Genomic DNA, 20,296 nt, shown 5'->3' with positions numbered 1-20,296 from the left:
CTCATTCGGCGCGGGTGGCCAGCAGGCCGTTGGCTCCGGCCCATTGGTTGATGTCGTCGCGGCGGATCGCCGCGGCCATCAACCCGGGGAACGCATCGGGCGTGCAGGCGAACGACGGCACGCCCAGCGCCGCCAGCTTGGCCGCCAGTTGCTGGTCGTAGGACGGGCGGCCTTCATCGCTCAGTGCCAGCAGCACGATGAACTGCACGCCCGATTCGACCAGCTCACGTGCGCGGGCCAGCAGTTTTTCCTCCACCCCGCCTTCGTACAGATCGGAAATCAGCACCAGGATGGCGCTGTGCGGTTCGCGGATCAGGCCCTGGCAGTAGCTCACTGCGCGGTGAATGTCGGTACCCCCGCCCAACTGCACGCCGAACAGGATGTCCACCGGATCATCCAGCTGCTCGCTCATGTCCACCACTTCAGTGTCGAACACCACCAGCCGGGTGGATACCGACGGCAGCGATGCCATGACCGCACCGAAGATGCTGGAGTACACCACCGAGGCGGCCATCGAGCCGCTCTGGTCGATGCACAGCAGCACTTCGCGCTGCGGCTTGCGCGCCTTGCGGCCATAGCCCACCAGTTCCTGCGGCACCACCGTGCGCAGTTCCGGCTGCCAATGCCGCAGGTTGCTGCGGATGGTGCGGTGCCAGTCGATCTCGGCCAGGCGCGGGCGCCGGTTGCGGCGTGCACGGTCCAGCGCCCCGCTGACCGCCGTGCGCATCGGCTCTTCCAGCCGCGCCAGCAGATCATCCACCACGGCGCGCACCACCATGCGCGCCGTTTCCTTGGTCTGCGCCGGAATGACCCGGCTCAGGCCAATCAGGTTGGCGACCATGTGCACGTCCGGCTGCACCTGTTCCAGCATCTCCTTTTCCAGCAGCATCTGGGTCAGGTTCAGCCGCTGCAGCGCGTCGCGCTGCATCACCTGCACCACCGACGACGGGAAGTAGCGGCGGATATCGCCCAGCCAGCGCGCGACATTGGGCGCCGAACCACCGCGGCCACCGCGCCGGGACAGGCCACCCTGGCCATCCGGTTCGTACAGCGCGGCCAGTGCCTGGTCGATGCCCTGCAATGCCTTGGGCAGTTCGCCGCAGCTGGCGTCGGCCTGCTCGCCCAGGATCAACCGCCAGCGCTGTTCGCGCGAAGTGGTAGCCGGCAGCGTTTCGTCTCGTTCAAGGCTCATGCGGGCACTCCCAGCAGTTCACGCAGCATCGGCAGCGCGCGTTCGGCGCGTGCCCGGTTCCAGTCCGGTGCCGCAGCGGTGGTCGCCACCGGCGCGCCCGGCGCCTGCTTCACACGCGTCCCAAGGTCGCGACGATCGGCTGCTTCGAACGCCGAGAACGTGCGCCGCACCAGCGGCAACACGCGCACCAGCGCGTCTTCGTCCAGCGCCACCACCCAGGCATCGATCATCTGCCACACCGCCTCATCGTGCAGCAGCACGGTGGCGTTGCGGTTGAGGAAACCATCGAGCCATTGCGCGGCCTCCAGCGGCGTGGCGCCTGCCGAAAGCTGCAGCTGCAGCTGCGCGTGCACGGCGCCCGCATCCAGGGTGCCGCTGTCGAACAACAGGCGCAGGCTGACGCCGCGCAGCAGCGCGCTGCTGGCCGGTGACAGGGCCACCCGCTGCAGCGCCTGCCGCCAGTGCCCGCTGCGCTCGGCATCTTTGCGCAGCGCCACGGCACGATCGGCCGCCAGCAGCACCTCGCGGGCGTGCTCGGCGTGCGCTTCGTCCAGCGCGCTGACCGCTACCAGCAGACCCACGCCGGCGCGTTCCAGCATGCTGTCGAACAGGTGTGCCACCTGCACGCCTTCGGTCTGACGCACGTTGCCGTAGCGATGGATGTTGGCCAGCGGCGGCAGGGCGGCCAGCAGTGCCAGCGGATCGGCCGCCGTGGCCGCGCGCGCCTCCAGTTCCGCAGCAATTACCTGCACCGCGTGCGGCAGATCGGCCAGCAGCACGCGGTCCACCAGCGCGGATACCTCGGCCAGGCCATCGGCGCGGCGCGCCTGGCCGATGGCGTGGTTACCCGCCGCATCCATCAGGGTCTGTCCATGGCGGCTGGCTTCCACCACCGCCACCGCGAAGTGCGGCTGCCACGCCAGCTGCCAGATTTCATGGAAGGTGCCGCGCGCCGAATGGCCGGTACGCGCCAGCCGCCCCCACTCGATGCCCAGCAGGCCCAGCCGGTGCAGCAGATGGCTGCGGGCCAGATCGTTGTCCTTGCGCAGGTCCAGATCGAGGGTCTTTTCCAGCGCCTCCGGCTTCAGCCGCAGGCGCTTCTGCTGCGCTTCCAGATCGCGCTGCAGCGGCACCACCGGCACGCTGGCGGGCACCTGGCCCAGCACGTCGCCCACCAGCAGGTGCTCGGCGATCAGGCGCATCGGCGCATCATCGCCGTTGCAGATGACGCTGCGGCTGGCATCGGCAATGTCTTCAAGCCCGGGCGCCGGGCGACCGCGAAGCGCGGCCAGGGTATCGGCCAGGCGGGTCGCTTCGATCAGGTGTGCAGAGGAACAGTCCAGCCCGTGCTCGCGCAGCAGGCGGCCAACGCGCGCATACCAGCCCACCGCACGCTGGCCATGCACGCCGCCGTTGCGCCACAGATGGTCGTACCAACCCGGCGCGTCCACGCCGGCGCCGTAACCGCTGCCCGTGCTCAGGTGGCGGTAGGTCCAGGGCACCCAGGTGCTCTGCGTGCGGCGTCGCGGCAGGCCCTTCAACAGCCGGTTGTCGGCCGCGGCGGTGTTCGCGCGCAGCGCCTGCGGCTGCAGGGCTGGCACGTGCCAGGCACCGCAGACCACGGCAACGCGCTGGAACTCCTTGCTGGCACTGCGCAGCGCGCTGCGCATGTGCGCCTCGCGCACGGCCTCCTGTTCGGCACGCTGGCCAGGATAGGCCGGCGTATGTTCGCGCACGGCGGTCATCGCCTCGGCAATGGCTTCAAACAGGCCCTGCCCGTCACCGCGCTCTTCCACCATGTAGTTCCACCAGGCCTCGCCGTCGGCGTGACCGGCCGCCTGCGCCAACCAGTCCAGCGGATCGGCCGGGCGCTGCAGCGGTGTGGCGGCGTGGGCGGGGTCCGGTGCGGTCGTGCCGGCATCGTCCAGGTCGTCGGGCTCTTCCAGCAACGTTTCGGCCGCTGGCTGCGCGCGCCATTCCAGCGACAGCGCCGCCGGCACGTCCATGAAGCGCACGGCCACGCCGTTGCGCAGCGCCCACTGCAGGGCCTGCCATTCGGGCGAGTACAGCGCGTAGGGGTGGAACACCGCCAGTTGCGGATCGTCCACGCTGTAGGACAGCAGCGCCACTGGCGGCTGCATGTCGGCGTCCAGCACGTGCGGCAGCAGGTCTTCGCAGCCGGCAGGGCCTTCAATCAGCACGCACTCCGGCTGCAATGCCTGCAGCGCGGCCAGCAGGCTGCGTGCGCAGCCCGGGCCGTGGTGGCGGATGCCGAACAGGGAAATCCCTTCACTCATCGGCGTGGGCCTGCTCAGGCGTGTTCGCGGAAGGCGCGGTACAGATCCTTCCAGTCGTCGCGTTCCTTCACCACCGTTTCCAGGTACTCCTTCCACACCAGGGCGTCCTGCACCGGATCCTTCACGATGGCGCCGATCATGCCGGCGGCCATGTCGGCCGGGCGCAGCACGCCATCACCGAAGTGCCCGGCCAGCGCCATGCCGTTGTTGATGACCGAGATTGCTTCGGCGGTGGACAGGGTGGCGGTGGGGCTCTTCAGCTTGGCCTTGCCGTCTTCTGTGATGCCGTTGCGCAGCTCGCGGAAGATGCGCACCACGCGCGCCACTTCCTGCAGCGCCGGCGGCTCGGCCGGCAGGTCCAGCGCGCTGCCCATCTCTGCCACGCGCTTGAGCACGATCGCCACTTCGTCCTGCTCGCTGGACGGCACCGGCAGGATGACGGTGTTGAAGCGGCGCTTCAGCGCGCTGGACAGCTCGTTCACACCCTTGTCGCGGTTGTTGGCGGTAGCGATCACGCTGAAACCGCGCACGGCCTGCACCTCGCTGCCCAGTTCGGGCACCGGCAGGGTCTTTTCCGAAAGCACGGTGATCAGTGCGTCCTGCACATCGGCGGGAATGCGGGTGAGTTCTTCGATGCGCGCGATCTTGCCCAGACGCATGGCATTCATCAGCGGGCTGGGCACCAGTGCCTTTTCGCTGGGGCCGTTGGCCAGCAGCTGCGCGTAGTTCCAGCCGTAGCGGATCTGCTCTTCGCTGGTACCGGCCGTGCCCTGCACCAGCAGGGTGGAATCGCCGCTGATGGCCGCGGTCATGTGTTCGGACACCCACGACTTGGCGGTGCCCGGCACGCCGAACAGCAGCAGCGCGCGATCGGTGGCGATGGTGGCCACTGCGATTTCCATCAGGCGACGGTCGCCGATGTACTTGGGGCTGACCACGAAACCATTGTCCAGCGTGCCGCCGACCAGATAGGTCACCACCGCCCACGGCGACAGCATCCAGTTGGCCGGGCGCTGGCGGTTGTCCTGCCGGCGCAGCTCCTCCAGTTCGTGGGCGTATTGGTGTTCGGCGTGCTGGCGCAGGACGGTCGTGCTCATGGTGGCTCCAGTGGCAATTCGAAAAGGGGAAACAGTCAGATCGGTGCGTACAGCGCGCGGCGGGTGAGCAGCACCGCGCGGGCCTGCTGCGTGCAGGCCAGCATCGCCTCGGTGGCGTTGGCCGGCGGTTCGGCCACCTGCACCTGCGCCAGTACCGACGGGTGCAGCACGGCCAGCAGTTCCAGCAACTGGTCGCGCAGCAGGTAGTCGTAGCGCAGGCGCTCATCGCCCAGCAACGCGCCCACCTGCGGGGCCAACGCCTGCGAATAGGCCGGGCCCAGCACCTGTGCCGCTTCGGTGCTGTCCAGCACGGTGTGCAGCAGGCCCTGCGCCTGCAGTTCGGCCAGCGTGGCCGGCCAGTGGCGCTCACGCTGCTGCACCGGCAACAGCGCCAGCAATGCGGTCTTGTGGTGGTAGCTGGCCCTGTGCGCGATCAACGCTTCCACCCAGGCCGGTTCACCGGCATCCACCTGTTCGATCCAGGCGCGCAGCAGCGCGGCAAACCAATCGGTCTTCTGCGCCCAGGCCAGTACCTCCTCGGGGGTCTTTTCCAGGGTCTGGCACCACCATTGCAGCGGCCACTGGCGGGCCAACTGATACAGCCACCAGGCACGCTCACCCAACGATTCGCCATTGGGCCGCTTGCTGTCGATGCCAGCCTCGGCCCAGCCCGCTTCGGCCGCCGCCGGCGCCTGCAACTGCCAGCTGCTACGCCGCAGCAGTCCACTGCGCTGGACCTGCAGCAGGCCCTGCATCTGCGCCTGCAGGAAGCGCGCGTGCGCGCTGTCGGGCAAGCGCGCCAGCAGCGGGCCCACCAGCGCGCGTACTTCGCGGCTGCGGTCCTTCAGCAGAGACTGCAACAAGGTTTCATCGTCGGCGTGCAGGCCGTTGCCCAGCGCCGCCACGAACAGCGCGCGATCGCGCGCCGGCAATTCCTTCAGGTTCTGCTGCAGGCGCGCACGCGCCGCGCCCGGGTCGACCGCACGCTGCTGCTGGAACGCCTGCAGGCGGGCTTCGCTGCTTCCTTCGTTCCAGACCTGTTCCAGGTCCTGCGCCGTTGCCGCCGGGGCGACGCCGCCCAGCGCATAGCGCCACTCGTCGTTGCACGCCGCCAGCCAGCGCCCGCGTTCGCCCAATACCGGCCGCAGCACATCGCGCAGTGTGGCGAAGCGGGCGCCCGTGTCGAGCGCAGCCGGCAGCACCGCCACCGGCAGGTGCCGACCCTGCGCAGCCAGGCGCACACAGGCCTGCTGGCGCAGGCGCTTCAGCCACGGCGCGGCATGGCCGGCGTTGAACAAGGTGGCCAGCAGCGACGCCCATCCATGGTCGGCTGGCAAGGCCGCCGGATCGTGCGGGGCCGGTGTGGGCACCGCCACCGCCGCTGCCAACGGCGCGGCCGCGCGGCGGCAGGCGGCCAGCACGCCCATCTGCCGGCTGTACGCCAGCGCCGGGTCGTCGGCGCCTGCGATGGCCCGCAGCACGTCGTCCATCGCGCCACCGGTGCAGATGGCCTGCGGTCGATCCACGCCCAGCAATGCCGGTTTCAACCAGGCTTCGTTCATGCGGCACTCCTTTCCCAACGCTCGCCCTGCGCATTCCACGCCGACAGCGGCCACAACGTCTGCCCATCCCATTCGCCCATCACGCACAGCGCCTGGCCACCGCCGAAGGCGAGCAACGACCAGGCCTGCAGGCCGGGCAACTGCAGCGGCAACGCGCCTTCGGCATGCTGCAGCCAGCCGCGCGTACCGTCATGGGCCATGTGTACGTCGCTGATGCGCAGGGCGACCTGCGGCAACCAGGGATTGTCGGCATACGGCTGCGTTGCCGATTCCAGCGTATCGGGCCGTGCGCTGGCCGGCCCCGGCATGGCGGCCTGCACATCGCTGGCGAGCGCGCGCAGCGGCACCGTACCGGGATGGAAGTGCAGCGTTGCCGCGTGCACGCAGCCGGTCAGCCATTGCGCGTCCCAGCCGCGGCCGCCGTGGCTGAACTCCTGCAGCAGCGCAGTGCGCCCGCTGTCCAGGCCCTGCAGCCAGACCCGGCGTTCGGTTAGATTGCCGGCCTGTTCGATCAGTCGTTGCCCCTGCACGTGCCAGCGGTCGGCAACGGCTTCGCCGTCGCGCTGCACGCTCTCGCGTTCCAGCGGCCAGCCCAGCGCGGCGCGCAGGTCGGCCACGCGAGCAGCGGTCAGGCTGTCGCGGCGCGGCACGGCCTGGGTGAGCAGTTGCAGCAGCCCCAGTCGCAGGGCCAGTTCACCCAGCTGCGCCAGCCCGCGCGTACCGGTGCCCAGTGCAGCATCGAGCTGGCTGGCCAGACCCGGCGCCTGCGCATCGACCATGCGCGCGACCATGCGCTGCGCATCGGCATCGAAATCGGCGGGGAGATTGGCCAGCCCCTGGCGGAACTGGTCGGCGATCCACCGTTCAAGCTCAGCGGCACCGGCCTCGATGCGCGCCCAGCGGCCCTGCTCGCGCTTGCCGGCGGCAGCGGCCACGGCCTGCGGGTCGGGCGGCGGCGCGCTGGCCGCGGCTTCGGCGGCGGCTTCCTTGCGCGCGGAGCGATCGCGGCGACCCTGCAGCCATTCATCCACCCACGCCGGGCGCGCCTGCGGTACGCAGCGCGGGTTGCCCGATGCGTACAGCAGCAGCAACGCCAGGCCGTGCTTGCACGGAAATTTGCGGCTGGGGCACGAGCACCGGCTGACCAGCGCGGCCAGGTCCACCTGGGTCTGGTATGGCTTGGAACCGCTGCCCTGGCATTCGCCCCACAGGGCTTCGGCATCGGCGCCCAGCAGGCCCCACTTGCCATCGATGGCCAGCGCAGCACCGGCCTTGGCCGACGCCGCATCCGGCGCCAGCGCGAGCACCTGCTCGCGCGTGAGTCGTACTTCCATATGCGTACTCACTTCAGTTCGACGTCCATCATAGCCGAGCGCAGATGACATTCACGGGGGGCCATCATGGCCGTTCCGGGTATCACCCGGCGAGACGGCCGGTAGCGCGCGAACGGAAGCCGGGCGCCGCAGACTACGGCGCGACGGACGTTGCGATGTCCAGATAGTCTTCGTGCAGGCTCTGGATCAAGCGGCCGCTGGGCGTGTCATCTGCGTCAGTTTCCATCAGTACCCACCCGGGCATGCCGTCTTCGCGCATCGACGGGCCTTCGTCCACCGCCATCACGAAGCTGTTGCCCAGCGCCTGGCCATAGGCGCGCAGGAACGCCTCCAGCGCGACGGCCGGCACAGCACTGCGCAGGGCCTGCAGGGTGTCGGCCAGATCGTCGCGATCGAACAGTGTTTCGGCCAGCGCCGAGTCCACATCGTCGGCCAAGCGATGCACGTCGCGCAGCACCAGGAAGCGGGCGAACTGCGGAATGTCTTCGCGCAGTTCGCTGTCGGCCCAGCTGGCCGGGTCGCTGCAGCCGGCGCTGCGCAGGGCGGAAATGAGCGCGGTACGTCGTTCGTTCATGGCAGGCACACGCAGAAAGGGCGCCCCAGCATACCCAAGCACACGCAAGGGGACGGAGGGAGGCAGGTCGCAACCACCCCCTGCGGCGCGCCCCGCCCCCGTCCGTCCTGAGCGGTGCCGCTCAGCGCTGGCAGAGCAGGTTCACCGACATGCAGTTGTGCACGTAGTCGTCCCAGTAGCCAAGGTGGTGGCGCGCCACATCTTCGGCATCCAGCTGCGGCTCGTGCCACTGCGGTCGCGCGAAACCGGCCAGCACCGCGGCCTCTTCGTAGTGCGTGCGCGGCCAGCGGTAATTGGTGACCTGCGCCGGCGGCGTGCCGGGAAACTGCAGGCGCAGCCGCGCACCGTCCTGCCAGGGCTGTTCTTCCAGCACTTTCACCCCGTACTGCGCGTAGTCGCCCAGCGCCAGCCGGTAATCGGGATTGAAGGTCTGCACCACCAGCCGCCCGCCGGGCTTCAGGTGGCGCTCCACCGCGGCGAACATCGCCTGCAGGGTGGCCGGGCAGTCGGCGTAGTTGAACAGCCAGGCCGCCACCACGATGTCGAACGTACCGATGTCGGCCATGTCCAGCACGTCACGGGTGTGGAACTGCATGTCGTCGTTGCTGTGCCGCGACAGCGCACGGGCGAAGTCGATCATGCCTTGCGACTGGTCCACGCCCACCGCACTGCGCGCGCCATGGCGCAGCAGCACGCGGCCGTAGTAACCCGAGCCACAGGCCAGGTCCAGCACGTCGCGCCCCTGCAGCGGGCCGGCCAACTGCAGCAGGGTGCGCACTTCGATGGGGCGCGTGGGCGAAGCCCCCGCATAGGCTACGTACTGATCGACCATGCTGTCGTAGTGGGCAGACATCGGCACTCCCTCGCGTGTTGAAAACGTCTGGTGACAACGCTATCCGCGTGGGATGTCGTGCCGAAGGGGCAATTGCGACATATCCGTCTTAAAACGGTTGTAAAGATTGGCTTTTGGGGGAGTGACGCGAACGACCGGGTGACGCTGGGTACTGGTGCGTTGCGTGTGTGGTGTGTTGAACGAGAGCTGGTGCCATTGGTGATCGCGTGCGCAGGTGGTGTGTGGTGCTGCTCACAGAAGTGAAATCCTCTGCGGAATGGCAACTTTCCTCAGTGACGTTCGTGCTGGAACGCGCCGATGCTCGGCCTGCCGGGGCACGTTGCCTTGGTCGGGATTGGCGTCTCGAATAAACAAACAAGATTTAGGGGCTGCGGAATTGATCGCAGCAGCGAGAATGCACCGACTGCCTCCAATGGCGGCCGGTGCGTGGGGATCAGTAGATCCGCCAGGCCTTCTTCTCCCCTGAAGCTTGTTTGCCTTGGTACGCCAACCCGCACCGTCCGCCACCTTTCTTCCAGAAGGTGGCCATACGCCAGTGAGGGTTTCGCCATGACCAATCGATCCAGCCTCCATCCCCGCCTGCACGCGCTGATCGGCGATATCGCCAGCGACGTGCCCGACGACATTGCCCGAGAAATCGAGTGCGCGTTGCGCGACGCCTCGCCCGCCACGGATCAATCCCTGTTCCTTGCCCAGCTGCAGGCGATCCGCATCGGTGATGCGGAGGACGGCCAGGCTTGCGCTGCGCAGATGCTCAGTGCGCCTTGCGTGGCCTCGATCAGCCGCTCATTGGCCGCGCTGGCCACTGCACTGGAGTTGCTGCATGCCGACGAGCGTGCGCGTGTGCAGGGGCAGCCGCACGAACATCTGGGCGATGGCCATCGCGATGGGTTGTTGTTTGCTGCGCGGCAGCTCGCGCAGCGTGTTCGGGTGGAGCTGCATGATGCGAGGTGTCATGATCAGCCGCGTAGCTGAGCAGTCTCACATCGCACAAGTAAAGTTTGACCCACCTCAGCCGATCCCGTTGAACACCCTTCAACATGGATCAGTGAAGCATGCTGTTTGAGATACCCAAGTTCAGTATCGCAGCCGGAACGTTAGGGCCTGCGCTGATTCTTCTAGGCCTCATGTATCTCTGCTACCGCGCGGAGTCGCTCCATCACATAAGGCTGCGATTGATCCGGCTATTTGTCTCAAGACGGGACCTGACCCACGATGCAATCAACCAGCACATCCTGGATGAATCCTCACTGTTCGCGTTCCGATTCAGCACTGGCATCAAGGCGCAAACAGCCGCAGAGGCCGAGCGGATCATCGCGTTTGGCCTCGCCCACGATGTCCCGTTGTCACTGATCAGCCGAGCCGGCAAAGCCTTCAACATCGCCGAGCTCAAGATGCGAGAGAAGTCCCTGCCGCGCCCGTGGCACGCCCCCGTGTTTTTTGCGCTCGCCTTTGCCTTGTTCACGCCCGCAGTCTTCTTCGTCGGCATGTCTACCGACAAGGAATTCATGACATCACTCAAGGAGACGGGAACCGAGATCTGGCTGTCTGCCGATCATGTCACCCCACGCGAAGGCATCCGCAAAGGAAATCCCACCATCTACAAGGATGCTCTCTGCAAGGATGCCACGCGGCCAGGCAACGACGGGACGTCCAGTTGGCCCAGCAGCCGAGACCAGGAGATTCTGTGCGAGGTATTCAATGACCCTGAGCTTTCCAGCTTGATCGACGAGGAAGTCAAAGCCCAGCGCCTTGTCTGGATCTACTGTGCTGTACTGCTTGGCGGACTGAGCGCGTCCGTGTTCTTTGCCTTGATCCAGATCCTCTCCGCGCAGAATCTGGCTCGACGCCTGTCAGGGACAGCTGCGATCTCTGAGCAAGCCATCGCGCCCAGGCCCCGGAAGCTCTGCATCCATTTGTCGATCTTTGGACATGGCCGAAGTTCGGACCATTGATCACTCGAAAATGGAAAAGCCGGCTCCGCGCCGGTTTTTTCATATGCACTGAGAAGTGAGGGGCCTCCAACTTCCACATCACCGCCCGAATCGCGGACAGACTCGAACATCGGACGGTCATCTCCAGCGATGACGCAGGTGACGAAAGCTCCGCTACTGATGCTTCAGGTGCACCGCCTGCACTTGCGCAAGCTTGCCTGCGCCATCGAAGGTGAACGTCATGACCACCGAGCGCGCGTCTGGATCCAGCATCGCCTTGCCCTGGTCATCGCGAACAATCAAGGTCACGGGCGACTCCTCGATGATCCGGGCTCCGGAATGTTGCCGCATCGCAGCCAGCACATCAGCGCGCGGCATCCCCGCCGGCAAATAGCGGCTAACGATGGCACTTACATCCAACTGTTCGAATCCAACCGGCTTCCGGGACGCATGGATTTCCTCCAGCATCGCACTCACGCCCCGGTTCCTGCCCGCTTCTACAGTGCGCGAACCCAAGTCAGATAATGATGTGCAGCCCACAATAGCCATCACCACCGTTGCGGCCATGACAAAGGACCGCGTACATGCGAAGAATCCGGGACGTTCCTGATGAAGGCATAGGGTTGCGCTACTGAATCTAAGCCACTCATTCGTCGAGGGGCAAGCGCACACGGCCCATCGGCCGCTGATCCGGATTACAGCCAACAAAAAAGCCTCCATTCCTGGAGGCTTCTTTCGTTCTGCAACATGGTGGGCGGTACAGGGATCGAACCTGTGACCCTTGCCGTGTGAAGGCAATGCTCTACCGCTGAGCTAACCGCCCGGTGTGTTGCTGAGCCGCTCATTATAGGGGCTTTTTTGAGGCCGTCAACACTTTTTCACATTTGTGTTCACAGGGCTTTTTGAGGCCTGTCGTCGAGCTGTCGTCGAGCATGGCTCGACGCTACAGAGGAGGAGCAGTCGAGCAAGCTCGACTCTACGAAAAGGCGGGATCTCGGGTGTTTCGAGGTTCGGCGCCTTACATGGTGTGGGTGGGCTTGTCCGAGCTGGTCAGGCCGGCCAGCAGGGTTTCGATCTTGTGGCGCACGGTCTCGCCTTCCTGGCCGTCGGCCAGCTGCACGCCGATGCCGGCGGTGCGGTTGCCCTGTGCGCCGGCCGGGGTGACCCAGATCACCTTGCCGGCCACCGGCAGGCGTTCGCTGGAATCGGGCAGGGTCAGCAGCAGGAAGACTTCGTCGCCCAGGAAGTAGCGCTTGGGCGTGGGCACGAAGATGCCGCCGTTCTTCACGAATGGCATGTACGCGCTGTACAGCGCGGCCTTGTCCTTCACGGCCAGGGACAGGATGCCCTGGCGGGCGTTGCTGGCACTCATCGGTTACCCCTTGCGGCAGGCCGCTCGTTGACTTTGTTCCAGGCCAGCAGCAGCTCGACCACCGCCAGATCTGCACGCACCGTGGTGCGCAGCAGGTCGCGGGTGCGATTGGCCGCATCGAACCAGGCTGCAAGCTTGTGCAATCGCTCCGGCGTGGTCAAGGCATCGGTGCTGGCCTGGGCCAGCGCCAGATCGGCGGCGAAGCGCAGGCGCAGGGCCGCGTTGTCATCGCCACACCATTTCTGCGCGAGCTCCACCGCACCGGTCCTGCCGGCGGCCAGCTGTTCCAGCTCGCGCCCCACTTCGCGGCGCAGGCTCAGGCCGTCTTCGCGCAGCCAGTTGTCGGCCTGGCCGGGATGGCCACGCGCCGCCTCCAGCGCTTCGCGTGCGGCCGATTCACTGTGGCCCTGCTGCAGCAACCAGGCCAAGGCTTCGTCATGCGGCGGCAGCTTGAATTCCAGACGCTGGCAACGGCTGCGCACGGTCTGCGGCAGGCGCGCCGGGTCGCTGCTGATCAGCCACAGGTAACGACCGGGCTGCGGCTCTTCCAACGTCTTCAGCAGCGCGTTGGCGGCCGAACGGTTGATCGCATCGGCCGGATCGACGATCACCACCTGGGCCACGCCATACTGCGGGGTCAGCGCCAGCTTGTTGGTGATCTCGCGCACCTGCTCGATCACGATCTCGGTGCGCAGCTTGTCGCCGCTCTTGTTCGGAATGAAGCTGACCAGCTGCAGGTCCGGGTGCGTGCCGGCGGCAATCAACTGGCGCGTGCGTGCGGCGTGGGACGCATCGCCGCGGGCCAGCACATGGTCGGCCAGGGCCAGCGCCACTTCGCGCTTGCCCAGCCCGGCCGGGCCGCAGATCAACAGGCCATGGCCCAGGCGGTCGGCATCGAGCGCGGCCACGGTCTGGTCGAAGGCGCGCTGCTGCCAGGGCGAGAAGGTGCTCATGCGCCCTGCCCCGCCTGCAGCCACTGCTCTACGCGCGCCACCACATCGGCGGCGACGCGTTCCTGCACCTGCCCGGCATCGACCAGGGCGAAGCGCTGCGGGTCCTGCTGGGCACGGCTGCGGAACACTTCGCGCACGCGCTGGAAGAAATCGTCCTGCTCGCTTTCGATGCGGTCCGGCCACAGATCGCGGCCGTTGGCGCGGGCGCGGCCCACGGCCACGTCCACATCCAGCAGCAGGGTCAGGCCCGGCAGCAGGCCCACCGCGCGGCGCTCCAGATCGGCAATCCACTGCGGGTCCAGGCCGCGGCCACCGCCCTGGTAGGCGTAGCTGGAATCGGTGAAGCGATCACTGAGCACGTAGGCACCGCGCTGCAGTGCCGGCTGGATGACCTGGCGCACGTGCTGCGCACGCGCGGCGAACACCAGCAGCAGTTCGGCCTCGGCACTGAGCGGTTCGGCGGCGATCTCGGCATCGGGCTTCAGCACCAGGCCGCGGATGCGCTCGGCCAGCGGCGTGCCGCCCGGTTCGCGGGTCAGCACCACCTCGTGGCCATGGCTGCGCAGGCAATCGCGGATGGCGTTGATTGCGGTGGTCTTGCCCGCGCCCTCGCCGCCTTCCAGGCTGACGAAACGCGGGTGGCGAAGCAGCGCGGAACTCATTGCGCCGGGGTCTCCTTGGAACGTTGCTGGCGCAGCTGCTGCAGGTAGCGAGCTACGGCGGCGTTGTGCTGGTCCAGGCTGGGCGAAAACACGTGCGCGCCGCTGCCATCGCCCACGGCGACGAAGTACAGCGCATCGCCCGGTGCGGGCTGCGCGGCGGCCATCAGCGCATCGCGGCTGGGCATGGCGATCGGGGTGGGCGTCAGCCCGGCACGCGTGTAGGTGTTGTAGGGCGTGTCGGTGGTCAGGTCGCGGCGGCGGATGTTGCCGTCGTAGGCCGTGCCGATGCCGTAGATCACCGTCGGGTCGGTCTGCAGGCGCATGCCGATCTTCAGGCGGCGCATGAACACCCCGGCAATCTGCGGCCGCTCGCTGGCAAGCGCGGTTTCTTTTTCGATGATCGAGGCCAGGGTCAGCAGCTCGTAGGGCGTGTTGATCGGCAGATCCGGCGCGCGGCTTTCCCAGGCTTCGTCCAGGGCTTTTTCCATCGCCGCGTGCGCGCGCTTGAGCACGTCCAGGTCGCTGTCACCACGCTGGTAGACGTAGGTTTCCGGCAGGAAGCGGCCCTCCGGGTGCTGGCCACCGAAGCCCAGGCGCTGCATCAGGGCAGCGTCATCCAGGGTATCGGTGGTGTGCAGCAGCGGATCGGCGCGCTTGAGCGCTGCACGCACCTGGCGGATGTTCCAGCCTTCGACGATCGTGACGCGGTGCTGCAGCACCTTGCCGGCACGCATGCGCAGCAGCAGTTCGCGCGGGGTCAGCTTGTTGTCCAGTGCGTACTCGCCCACCTTCAGCTTGCCGGCGGCATCGAGCTGGCGCGCCAGCAGCTGCCACTGGGTGTCCTGGCCTTCGTCCACGCCGGCGTCGCGCAGCTTGCGCAGCACGCTGTTCAGGCCATCGCCGCTGGCGATGACCACGCTGTCGGTAGACGGGCTGATCGGCTGGTCGGCGAACTGGCTCTGCTGGTGGAAGAACCACGCGCCCGCACCGACCAGCACGGCGGCCAGCACCAGCAGCAGCGTTACCACGAACAGACACCCGCGCTTGGCTCCCGCCATGGACTACCTCTGAATGCGATTCCGCCGTGCAGGATACCGTGCCCGGTGGCGCGGGGTCATGATGGGGGTGTGTGCCAGTGCCGCCCGGCGGCGGCGTCGCCGGGGGTCAGAGCCCTCGCGCGCCGCGCGAGGGATCTGACCCCGGCCGGTCAGCCCTGCTGGCCCAACGCGCGCAGCAGGCCGCGGGCCTTGGCGCGGGTCTCGTCCAGTTCCTTGTCCGGGTCCGAATCGACCACGATGCCGGCGCCGGTACGGAAGCTGACCTCGCTGCCGTCCACTTCGGCGGTGCGGATCAGGATGTTCAGGTCCAGGTCGCCGTCGCGGTTCAGCCAGCCGAAGGCGCCGGTGTAGGCACCGCGCGGCACCTGTTCCAGCTCGCTGATGATCTGCATGCAGCGCACCTTCGGGCAGCCGGTGATGGTGCCGCCGGGGAAGGTGGCGGCGATCACTTCGCCCGGGGTGACGTCAGGGCGCAGATGGCCGCTGACGTTGCTGACGATGTGGTGCACATGGGCGTAGCTCTCCACCGTCATCAGTTCATCGACCACCACCGTGCCGGGCAGGCAGATGCGGCCCAGGTCGTTGCGCTCCAGGTCGATCAGCATCACGTGCTCGGCGCGCTCCTTGGGGTGGCCGACCAGTTCCTGGATGCGCGCGGCATCGTCGTCACCTTCGAAGCGCGGGCGGGTGCCGGCAATCGGCCGGGTCTGCGCATGGCCGGCGTGCACCGATACCAGGCGCTCCGGCGATGAGCTGACCACATGGCGGCCGTGCGCACTGAACAGCCCGGCAAACGGTGCCGGGTTGGCACGACGCAGTTGCGCATATAGCGCCTGCGGGCTGACCGGCGCGGCGAACTGCGCGCTCCAGCGGCGCGACAGGTTCACCTGGAACACATCGCCGGCGCGCAGGTAATCGATCACCCGGCGCACGCCATCAGTGAAGCGCTGCGGCGGGTCTTCGCCGACCGACTGCGGCGGCTGCCAGCCCTGCCCGGCTTCGGGCAGCGCAGCCGCGGCCTGTGCCACCAGCGCGTCCAGCAGGGCCTGCTGATCAGCCTCGGCAATGACGAAACTGGCGTTCGCTTCGTGGTCGTGCAGCAGCGCAGCCGGACAACGCAGTGCCAGCGCGGTGGGCCGGCCATCGTCGCGCGCGCGCGCCGGCAGCACCGGTTCGATCTGGCTGGCCACTTCGTAGTCCAGCATCAGTGCCCAACCACCGCGGAACGGCAGGCTATGGCTGCCGTCGTGCGGCAAGCGCTCGGCCTGCCAGGCGCGGTCGAGCACCTGCAGGAAGGTGCCCGGCTGCACCGCATCGTGCTGGTCACGCACCTGGCCATCGGCATCCATCCGCAGCTGGTCGCCCTGCGCGGCCAGCAGCAGGCTCCAGCGCCCCTGCGCGGTACCCGAGGCGGTGGACTCCATCAGCAGCGGGAAGTGCGCGGGGGCGTGCTGCTGCACGGCCAGCAGGTCGATCGGGTGCGGCAGCGGGTGGATCAGCGGTGCGTGGGTCATGGCGGCCAGTTCAGGGGTTCAGATGCACGGAAGCCGCCTTGCGGCGGCTTCTTCGCATGTAGAGTCGAGCCATGCTCGACTGGATTGCACGTTCAGTCGACCAACGGTCGACTCTACACAACGGCGAAGTCGAGCATGGCTCGACTCTACACAACGGCGAAGTCGACCAACGGTCGACTCTACCGCGCGCCGGTCAGACGCGCTTGAAGATCAGCGTGCCGTTGGTGCCGCCGAAGCCGAAGCCGTTGGACATCACCACGTCCACCTTGGCCTGGCGTGCTTCGTTGGGCACGTAGTCCAGGTCGCAGCCTTCGCCCGGCTGTTCCAGGTTGATGGTCGGCGGAATGATGTTGTCCTGCAGCGCCATCACCGAGAAGATCGCTTCCACGCCGCCGGCGGCACCCAGCAGGTGGCCGGTCATCGACTTGGTGGAGCTGACCATCATCTTGTAGGCGTGGTCGCCGAAGGCGGTCTTCATGGCCATGGTTTCGCCCAGGTCGCCCAGCGGCGTGGAGGTGCCGTGGGCGTTGAGGTAACCGACCTGGTCCGGGGTCACGCCGGCGTCCTTCAGTGCCATGGTCATGCAGCGCGCCGCGCCTTCGCCGTTCTCGGCCGGGGCGGTCATGTGGTACGCGTCGGAGCTGGCGCCGAAGCCGGCAAGCTCACAGTAGATCTTCGCGCCACGCGCCTTGGCGTGCTCGTACTCTTCCAGGATCAGGATGCCGGCACCGTCGCCCAGCACGAAGCCGTCGCGGTCCTTGTCCCACGGGCGCGAGGCCTGCTGCGGGGCATCGTTGCGGGTGCTCATGGCCTTCATGGCGCAGAAGCCGCCCAGCGCGGTCGGCGAGGAGCCACGCTCGGCGCCACCGACCACCATCACGTCGGCATCGCCGTACTGGATCATGCGCATCGCGGTACCGATCGAATGATTGGAGGTCGCGCAGGCGGACACGGCCGAGAACGACGGGCCCTTCAGCCCGGCGATGATGCTCAGCTGGCCCGGCAGCATGTTGATGATGGTCTTGGGCACGTAGAAGGGCGAGATCTTCTTGCCCTCGTGGAATTCGATGGTCTGCTCTTCGATGCCCAGCAGGCCGCCGATGCCGGCGCCGACGATGGCGCCCACGCGCTCGGCGTTGGCTTCGGTGATTTCCAGGCCCGAATCGTGCAGGGCCATGAACGAAGCGCCCAGGCCGTAATGAATGAACGGGTCCATCTTCTTGGCATCCTTGCCACTGACCCGGTACTTGCCGAACAACGGGTTGTCGGCGGTGATGTCAAAGCCCTTGACCTCACCTGCAATCTTGGTGGTGAACCGTTCCAGGTAGGCATCAGAAACGTTGGTCAGCGGACCGATGCCCGAACGACCGTGGGTGATGCCTTCCCAGCTGCTGGCCAGATCATTGCCCAACGGCGAGACGATACCCAGGCCGGTTACGACGACGCGACGCTTCATTGCTGATTCTCCTGACCCGCACGTTTTCGACGGGTAACACGGTTTGCTTCGATGTGATGCTCAAACACACGGGGCCGCAACTGCGGCCCCATGGGGTGCGGTGCGCGGCGAGCCGGAGCCCGCACGCGCACGGCCGTCTGACATCAGGCCTTGACGTGGGCCTTGATGTAGTCGATGGCAGCCTGCACGGTGCTGATCTTCTCGGCTTCTTCGTCCGGGATTTCGCACTCGAACTCTTCTTCCAGGGCCATCACCAGCTCGACGGTGTCCAGCGAGTCAGCGCCCAGGTCATCGACGAACGATGCGCTGTTGGTGACTTCTTCTTCCTTGACGCCAAGCTGTTCGATGACGATTTTCTTGACGCGTTCTTCGATGGTGCTCATGGGATCTCGCTCCAGATGGAGTTGTGGTTCAAAAATGGTCGCCATCAAAGGCGATGGCCGTGGGATAGTGTAGTGGAAACCGGCGCGACCTTGCATTGCAGCAAAAATCCTCGCAGATCAACCACTTGCGGCGCAATCCCTGCGCCCCTTGCTTACGGCATGTACATGCCGCCGTTCACATGGAGGGTTTCGCCGGTGATGTAGCCGGCCGCCGGACTGGCCAGGAAGGCCACCGCATGGGCGATGTCTTCCGGCGAACCCAGGCGTTCGAGGGCGATGTCGTTGATCAGGGCGGTGCGTGCTTCTTCCGGCAGCGCCTTGGTCATGTCGGTGTCGATGAAGCCCGGCGCGACCACGTTCACGGTGACGCCGCGCGAGCCGATTTCCTTGGCCAGCGACTTGCTGAAACCGATGATGCCGGCCTTGGCGGCGGCATAGTTGGCCTGGCCGGCATTGCCGGTCACGCCCACCACCGAGGCGATGTTGATGATGCGGCCCTTGCGCGCCTTCATCATGCCGCGCATGACGGCCTTGCTGGTGCGGAACACGCTGGTGAGGTTGGTGTCGATGATCGACGCCCAGTCCTCGTCCTTCATGCGCATCAGCAGGTTGTCGCGGGTGATGCCGGCGTTGTTGACCAGGATCGAGATCGCGCCGAATTCCTTGGCGATGCCGTCCAGCACGCTGTCCAGCGCGGCCGCATCGGTCACGTTCAGGGCGCGGCCGTGGCCACCGTGGGCGGCCAGGCGCTCACCGATCGCGGCGGCGCCGGATTCGGTGGTGGCGGTGCCGATGACGGTGGCGCCCTGGGCGGCCAGCAGATCGGCGATGGCGGCACCAATGCCACGGCTGGCGCCGGTGACCAGTGCGATTTCACCCTGCAGGGGCTTGCTCATGATGTTTTCCTCAGGCTGGGGCGGCCGCCGCACCCGTGCCGCTTGCAGCGGCCACCGGCACGGTCGGCAGGAACAGGGGGATCAGGCCGACCACGTCTCGCGGGCGGTTTCGAAATCGCCCGGGGTGGCCATCGAGCGACCATCGAGGGTCTTGTCGATGCGCTTGACCAGGCCGGTCAGCACCTTGCCCGGGCCGCACTCGGCGATCTGGGTGATGCCACGGGCGGCCAGGGCCTGCACGCAGCCGGTCCACTGCACTGGCTGGTACAGCTGCTGCACCAGCGCGGTACGGATGGCATCGACGCCGTCGTGCACCTTGGCATCGACGTTCTGCACCACCGGCAGCTGCGGCGCCTGCCAGGACAGCCCGGCCATCACTTCGGCCAGGCGGTTGGCGGCTTCGCGCATCAGCGGGGTGTGCGAGGGCACGCTGACGGCCAGCTTGACCGCCTTGCGCACGCCCTTTTCGGCCAGCAGCGCCAGCGCGCGGTCCACCGCATCGGCGTCGCCACCGATCACGATCTGGCCCGGCGAATTGAAGTTGGCCGGCACCACTACCTGGCTGCCCGCGGCTTCGGCGCAGACGTCCAGCACCAGCTGGTCTTCGGCGCCCAGCACGGCGGCCATGGCACCCACGCCGGCCGGCGCGGCTTCCTGCATCAGCTGGCCACGCAGGCGCACCAGGTGGGCGCCATCGTGCAGGCTCAGCGCGCCGGCAGCGACCAGTGCGGTGTACTCGCCCAGGCTGTGGCCGGCCAGCACCGACGGACGCGGACCGCCCACGGCATGCCAGGCGCGCCACGCGCCGATGCTCGCGGCCAGCAGCGCCGGCTGGGTGTATTCGGTACGGTTGAGCATTTCCTCCGGGCCGCCCTGGGACAGCGCCCACAGGTCGACACCGGCACCATCGGATGCTTCGGTGAAGGCTTCACGCACCTGCGGGTGCAGCTCGGCCAGTTCGGCCAGCATGCCCACGGACTGCGAGCCCTGACCGGGGAAGACAAAAGCGAGGGTGGATACGGTCACGCGGTCATCCGCTTGTTGCAATCGAAGCGGGCCATGATAAGGGTGAATTCCCCGTGCCGTCTGTACGTGCGCGTATGCACGGCGTATGGAGCAATGGCGGGGCCGGATCCCTTTTCCTCCGGAAAAGGGCCCT

At 67.3% G+C, this 20,296-nt stretch carries 19 protein-coding genes and 1 tRNA gene; 2 read left to right on the top strand and 18 right to left on the bottom strand.

What is annotated here, in order from left to right:
• Position 1 precedes the first annotated feature (1 nt).
• The 7 genes from G4G00_RS03105 to G4G00_RS03075 all read right to left on the bottom strand — a co-directional run bounded on the left by G4G00_RS03105 (position 2) and on the right by G4G00_RS03075 (position 8,909).
• Positions 2–1,192, bottom strand: a complete 1,191-nt coding sequence (locus tag G4G00_RS03105) for a VWA domain-containing protein (RefSeq protein ID WP_108755560.1) — start codon at positions 1,190–1,192, stop codon at positions 2–4.
• Positions 1,189–3,489, bottom strand: coding sequence for a DUF5682 family protein (locus G4G00_RS03100; RefSeq protein WP_164271107.1), 2,301 nt, complete (start codon positions 3,487–3,489; stop codon positions 1,189–1,191). Before G4G00_RS03100 ends, G4G00_RS03105 begins: the two co-directional genes overlap by 4 nt.
• A 14-nt stretch (positions 3,490–3,503) precedes the next feature.
• Entirely contained in the window at positions 3,504–4,586 is a 1,083-nt protein-coding gene (locus tag G4G00_RS03095; protein WP_108752350.1) for an AAA family ATPase, read from the bottom strand.
• A gap of 35 nt (positions 4,587–4,621) precedes the next feature.
• Positions 4,622–6,148 (bottom strand): DUF5691 domain-containing protein, encoded by a 1,527-nt coding sequence (locus tag G4G00_RS03090; protein ID WP_164271104.1) that lies wholly within the window; start codon positions 6,146–6,148, stop codon positions 4,622–4,624.
• Positions 6,145–7,482: an SWIM zinc finger family protein gene (locus G4G00_RS03085; protein ID WP_164271101.1), complete on the bottom strand. Its 1,338-nt coding sequence runs from the start codon at positions 7,480–7,482 to the stop codon at positions 6,145–6,147. The genes G4G00_RS03090 and G4G00_RS03085 overlap by 4 nt, the downstream gene beginning before the upstream one ends.
• Positions 7,483–7,615: 133 nt before the next feature.
• Positions 7,616–8,056 (bottom strand): hypothetical protein, encoded by a 441-nt coding sequence (locus G4G00_RS03080; RefSeq protein WP_164271098.1) that lies wholly within the window; start codon positions 8,054–8,056, stop codon positions 7,616–7,618.
• A gap of 121 nt (positions 8,057–8,177) precedes the next feature.
• Positions 8,178–8,909, bottom strand: a complete 732-nt coding sequence (locus G4G00_RS03075) for a class I SAM-dependent methyltransferase (RefSeq protein ID WP_108755555.1) — start codon at positions 8,907–8,909, stop codon at positions 8,178–8,180.
• A 549-nt stretch (positions 8,910–9,458) separates the two neighbouring features.
• On the opposite strand from G4G00_RS03075, the gene G4G00_RS03070 reads away from it, so the two are divergent.
• Positions 9,459–9,884: a hypothetical protein gene (locus G4G00_RS03070; RefSeq protein WP_164271095.1), complete on the top strand. Its 426-nt coding sequence runs from the start codon at positions 9,459–9,461 to the stop codon at positions 9,882–9,884.
• Positions 9,885–9,964: 80 nt separating this feature from the next.
• The gene (locus tag G4G00_RS03065) at positions 9,965–10,864 is read left to right on the top strand and encodes a DUF6216 family protein (RefSeq protein ID WP_164271092.1); all 900 of its coding nucleotides are present in this window, start codon (positions 9,965–9,967) and stop codon (positions 10,862–10,864) included.
• Positions 10,865–11,017: 153 nt separating this feature from the next.
• On the opposite strand, the gene G4G00_RS03060 is transcribed toward G4G00_RS03065, so the two are convergent.
• The 11 genes from G4G00_RS03060 to fabD all read right to left on the bottom strand — a co-directional run bounded on the left by G4G00_RS03060 (position 11,018) and on the right by fabD (position 20,163).
• Positions 11,018–11,311, bottom strand: a complete 294-nt coding sequence (locus G4G00_RS03060) for a DUF6393 family protein (protein WP_164271157.1) — start codon at positions 11,309–11,311, stop codon at positions 11,018–11,020.
• Positions 11,312–11,591: 280 nt separating this feature from the next.
• Positions 11,592–11,666, bottom strand: a tRNA-Val gene (locus G4G00_RS03055).
• A gap of 195 nt (positions 11,667–11,861) precedes the next feature.
• On the bottom strand, positions 11,862–12,215 hold the full coding sequence (locus tag G4G00_RS03050; RefSeq protein WP_108748755.1) for a PilZ domain-containing protein: 354 nt from the start codon (positions 12,213–12,215) through the stop codon (positions 11,862–11,864).
• Positions 12,212–13,168, bottom strand: coding sequence for a DNA polymerase III subunit delta' (locus G4G00_RS03045; protein ID WP_164271089.1), 957 nt, complete (start codon positions 13,166–13,168; stop codon positions 12,212–12,214). The genes G4G00_RS03050 and G4G00_RS03045 overlap by 4 nt, the downstream gene beginning before the upstream one ends.
• Positions 13,165–13,830: a dTMP kinase gene (tmk, locus tag G4G00_RS03040; RefSeq protein WP_108752343.1), complete on the bottom strand. Its 666-nt coding sequence runs from the start codon at positions 13,828–13,830 to the stop codon at positions 13,165–13,167. Before tmk ends, G4G00_RS03045 begins: the two co-directional genes overlap by 4 nt.
• Positions 13,827–14,888 (bottom strand): endolytic transglycosylase MltG, encoded by a 1,062-nt coding sequence (gene mltG, locus G4G00_RS03035; RefSeq protein WP_164271086.1) that lies wholly within the window; start codon positions 14,886–14,888, stop codon positions 13,827–13,829. The genes tmk and mltG overlap by 4 nt, the downstream gene beginning before the upstream one ends.
• A gap of 149 nt (positions 14,889–15,037) precedes the next feature.
• Positions 15,038–16,402 carry an aminodeoxychorismate synthase component I gene (locus G4G00_RS03030; RefSeq protein WP_164271083.1) on the bottom strand — a complete coding sequence of 455 codons (1,365 nt, stop codon included), beginning with the start codon at positions 16,400–16,402 and terminating at the stop codon, positions 15,038–15,040.
• 193 nt (positions 16,403–16,595) lie between these two features.
• Positions 16,596–17,858 carry a beta-ketoacyl-ACP synthase II gene (gene fabF, locus G4G00_RS03025; protein WP_108755549.1) on the bottom strand — a complete coding sequence of 421 codons (1,263 nt, stop codon included), beginning with the start codon at positions 17,856–17,858 and terminating at the stop codon, positions 16,596–16,598.
• Between the two features lie 143 nt (positions 17,859–18,001).
• Complete coding sequence (gene acpP, locus G4G00_RS03020; protein WP_108748749.1) at positions 18,002–18,241, bottom strand: acyl carrier protein; 240 nt, start codon at positions 18,239–18,241, stop codon at positions 18,002–18,004.
• A gap of 152 nt (positions 18,242–18,393) precedes the next feature.
• Positions 18,394–19,137, bottom strand: a complete 744-nt coding sequence (fabG, locus tag G4G00_RS03015; RefSeq protein WP_107230029.1) for a 3-oxoacyl-ACP reductase FabG — start codon at positions 19,135–19,137, stop codon at positions 18,394–18,396.
• An 81-nt stretch (positions 19,138–19,218) separates the two neighbouring features.
• Positions 19,219–20,163, bottom strand: coding sequence for an ACP S-malonyltransferase (gene fabD, locus G4G00_RS03010; RefSeq protein WP_164271080.1), 945 nt, complete (start codon positions 20,161–20,163; stop codon positions 19,219–19,221).
• Positions 20,164–20,296: the final 133 nt, after the last annotated feature.

It is taken from the genome of Stenotrophomonas sp. B1-1 (assembly GCF_010894375.1).
GTDB lineage: Bacteria > Pseudomonadota > Gammaproteobacteria > Xanthomonadales > Xanthomonadaceae > Stenotrophomonas.
This window is presented reverse-complemented; position numbering and strand designations above follow the sequence as displayed.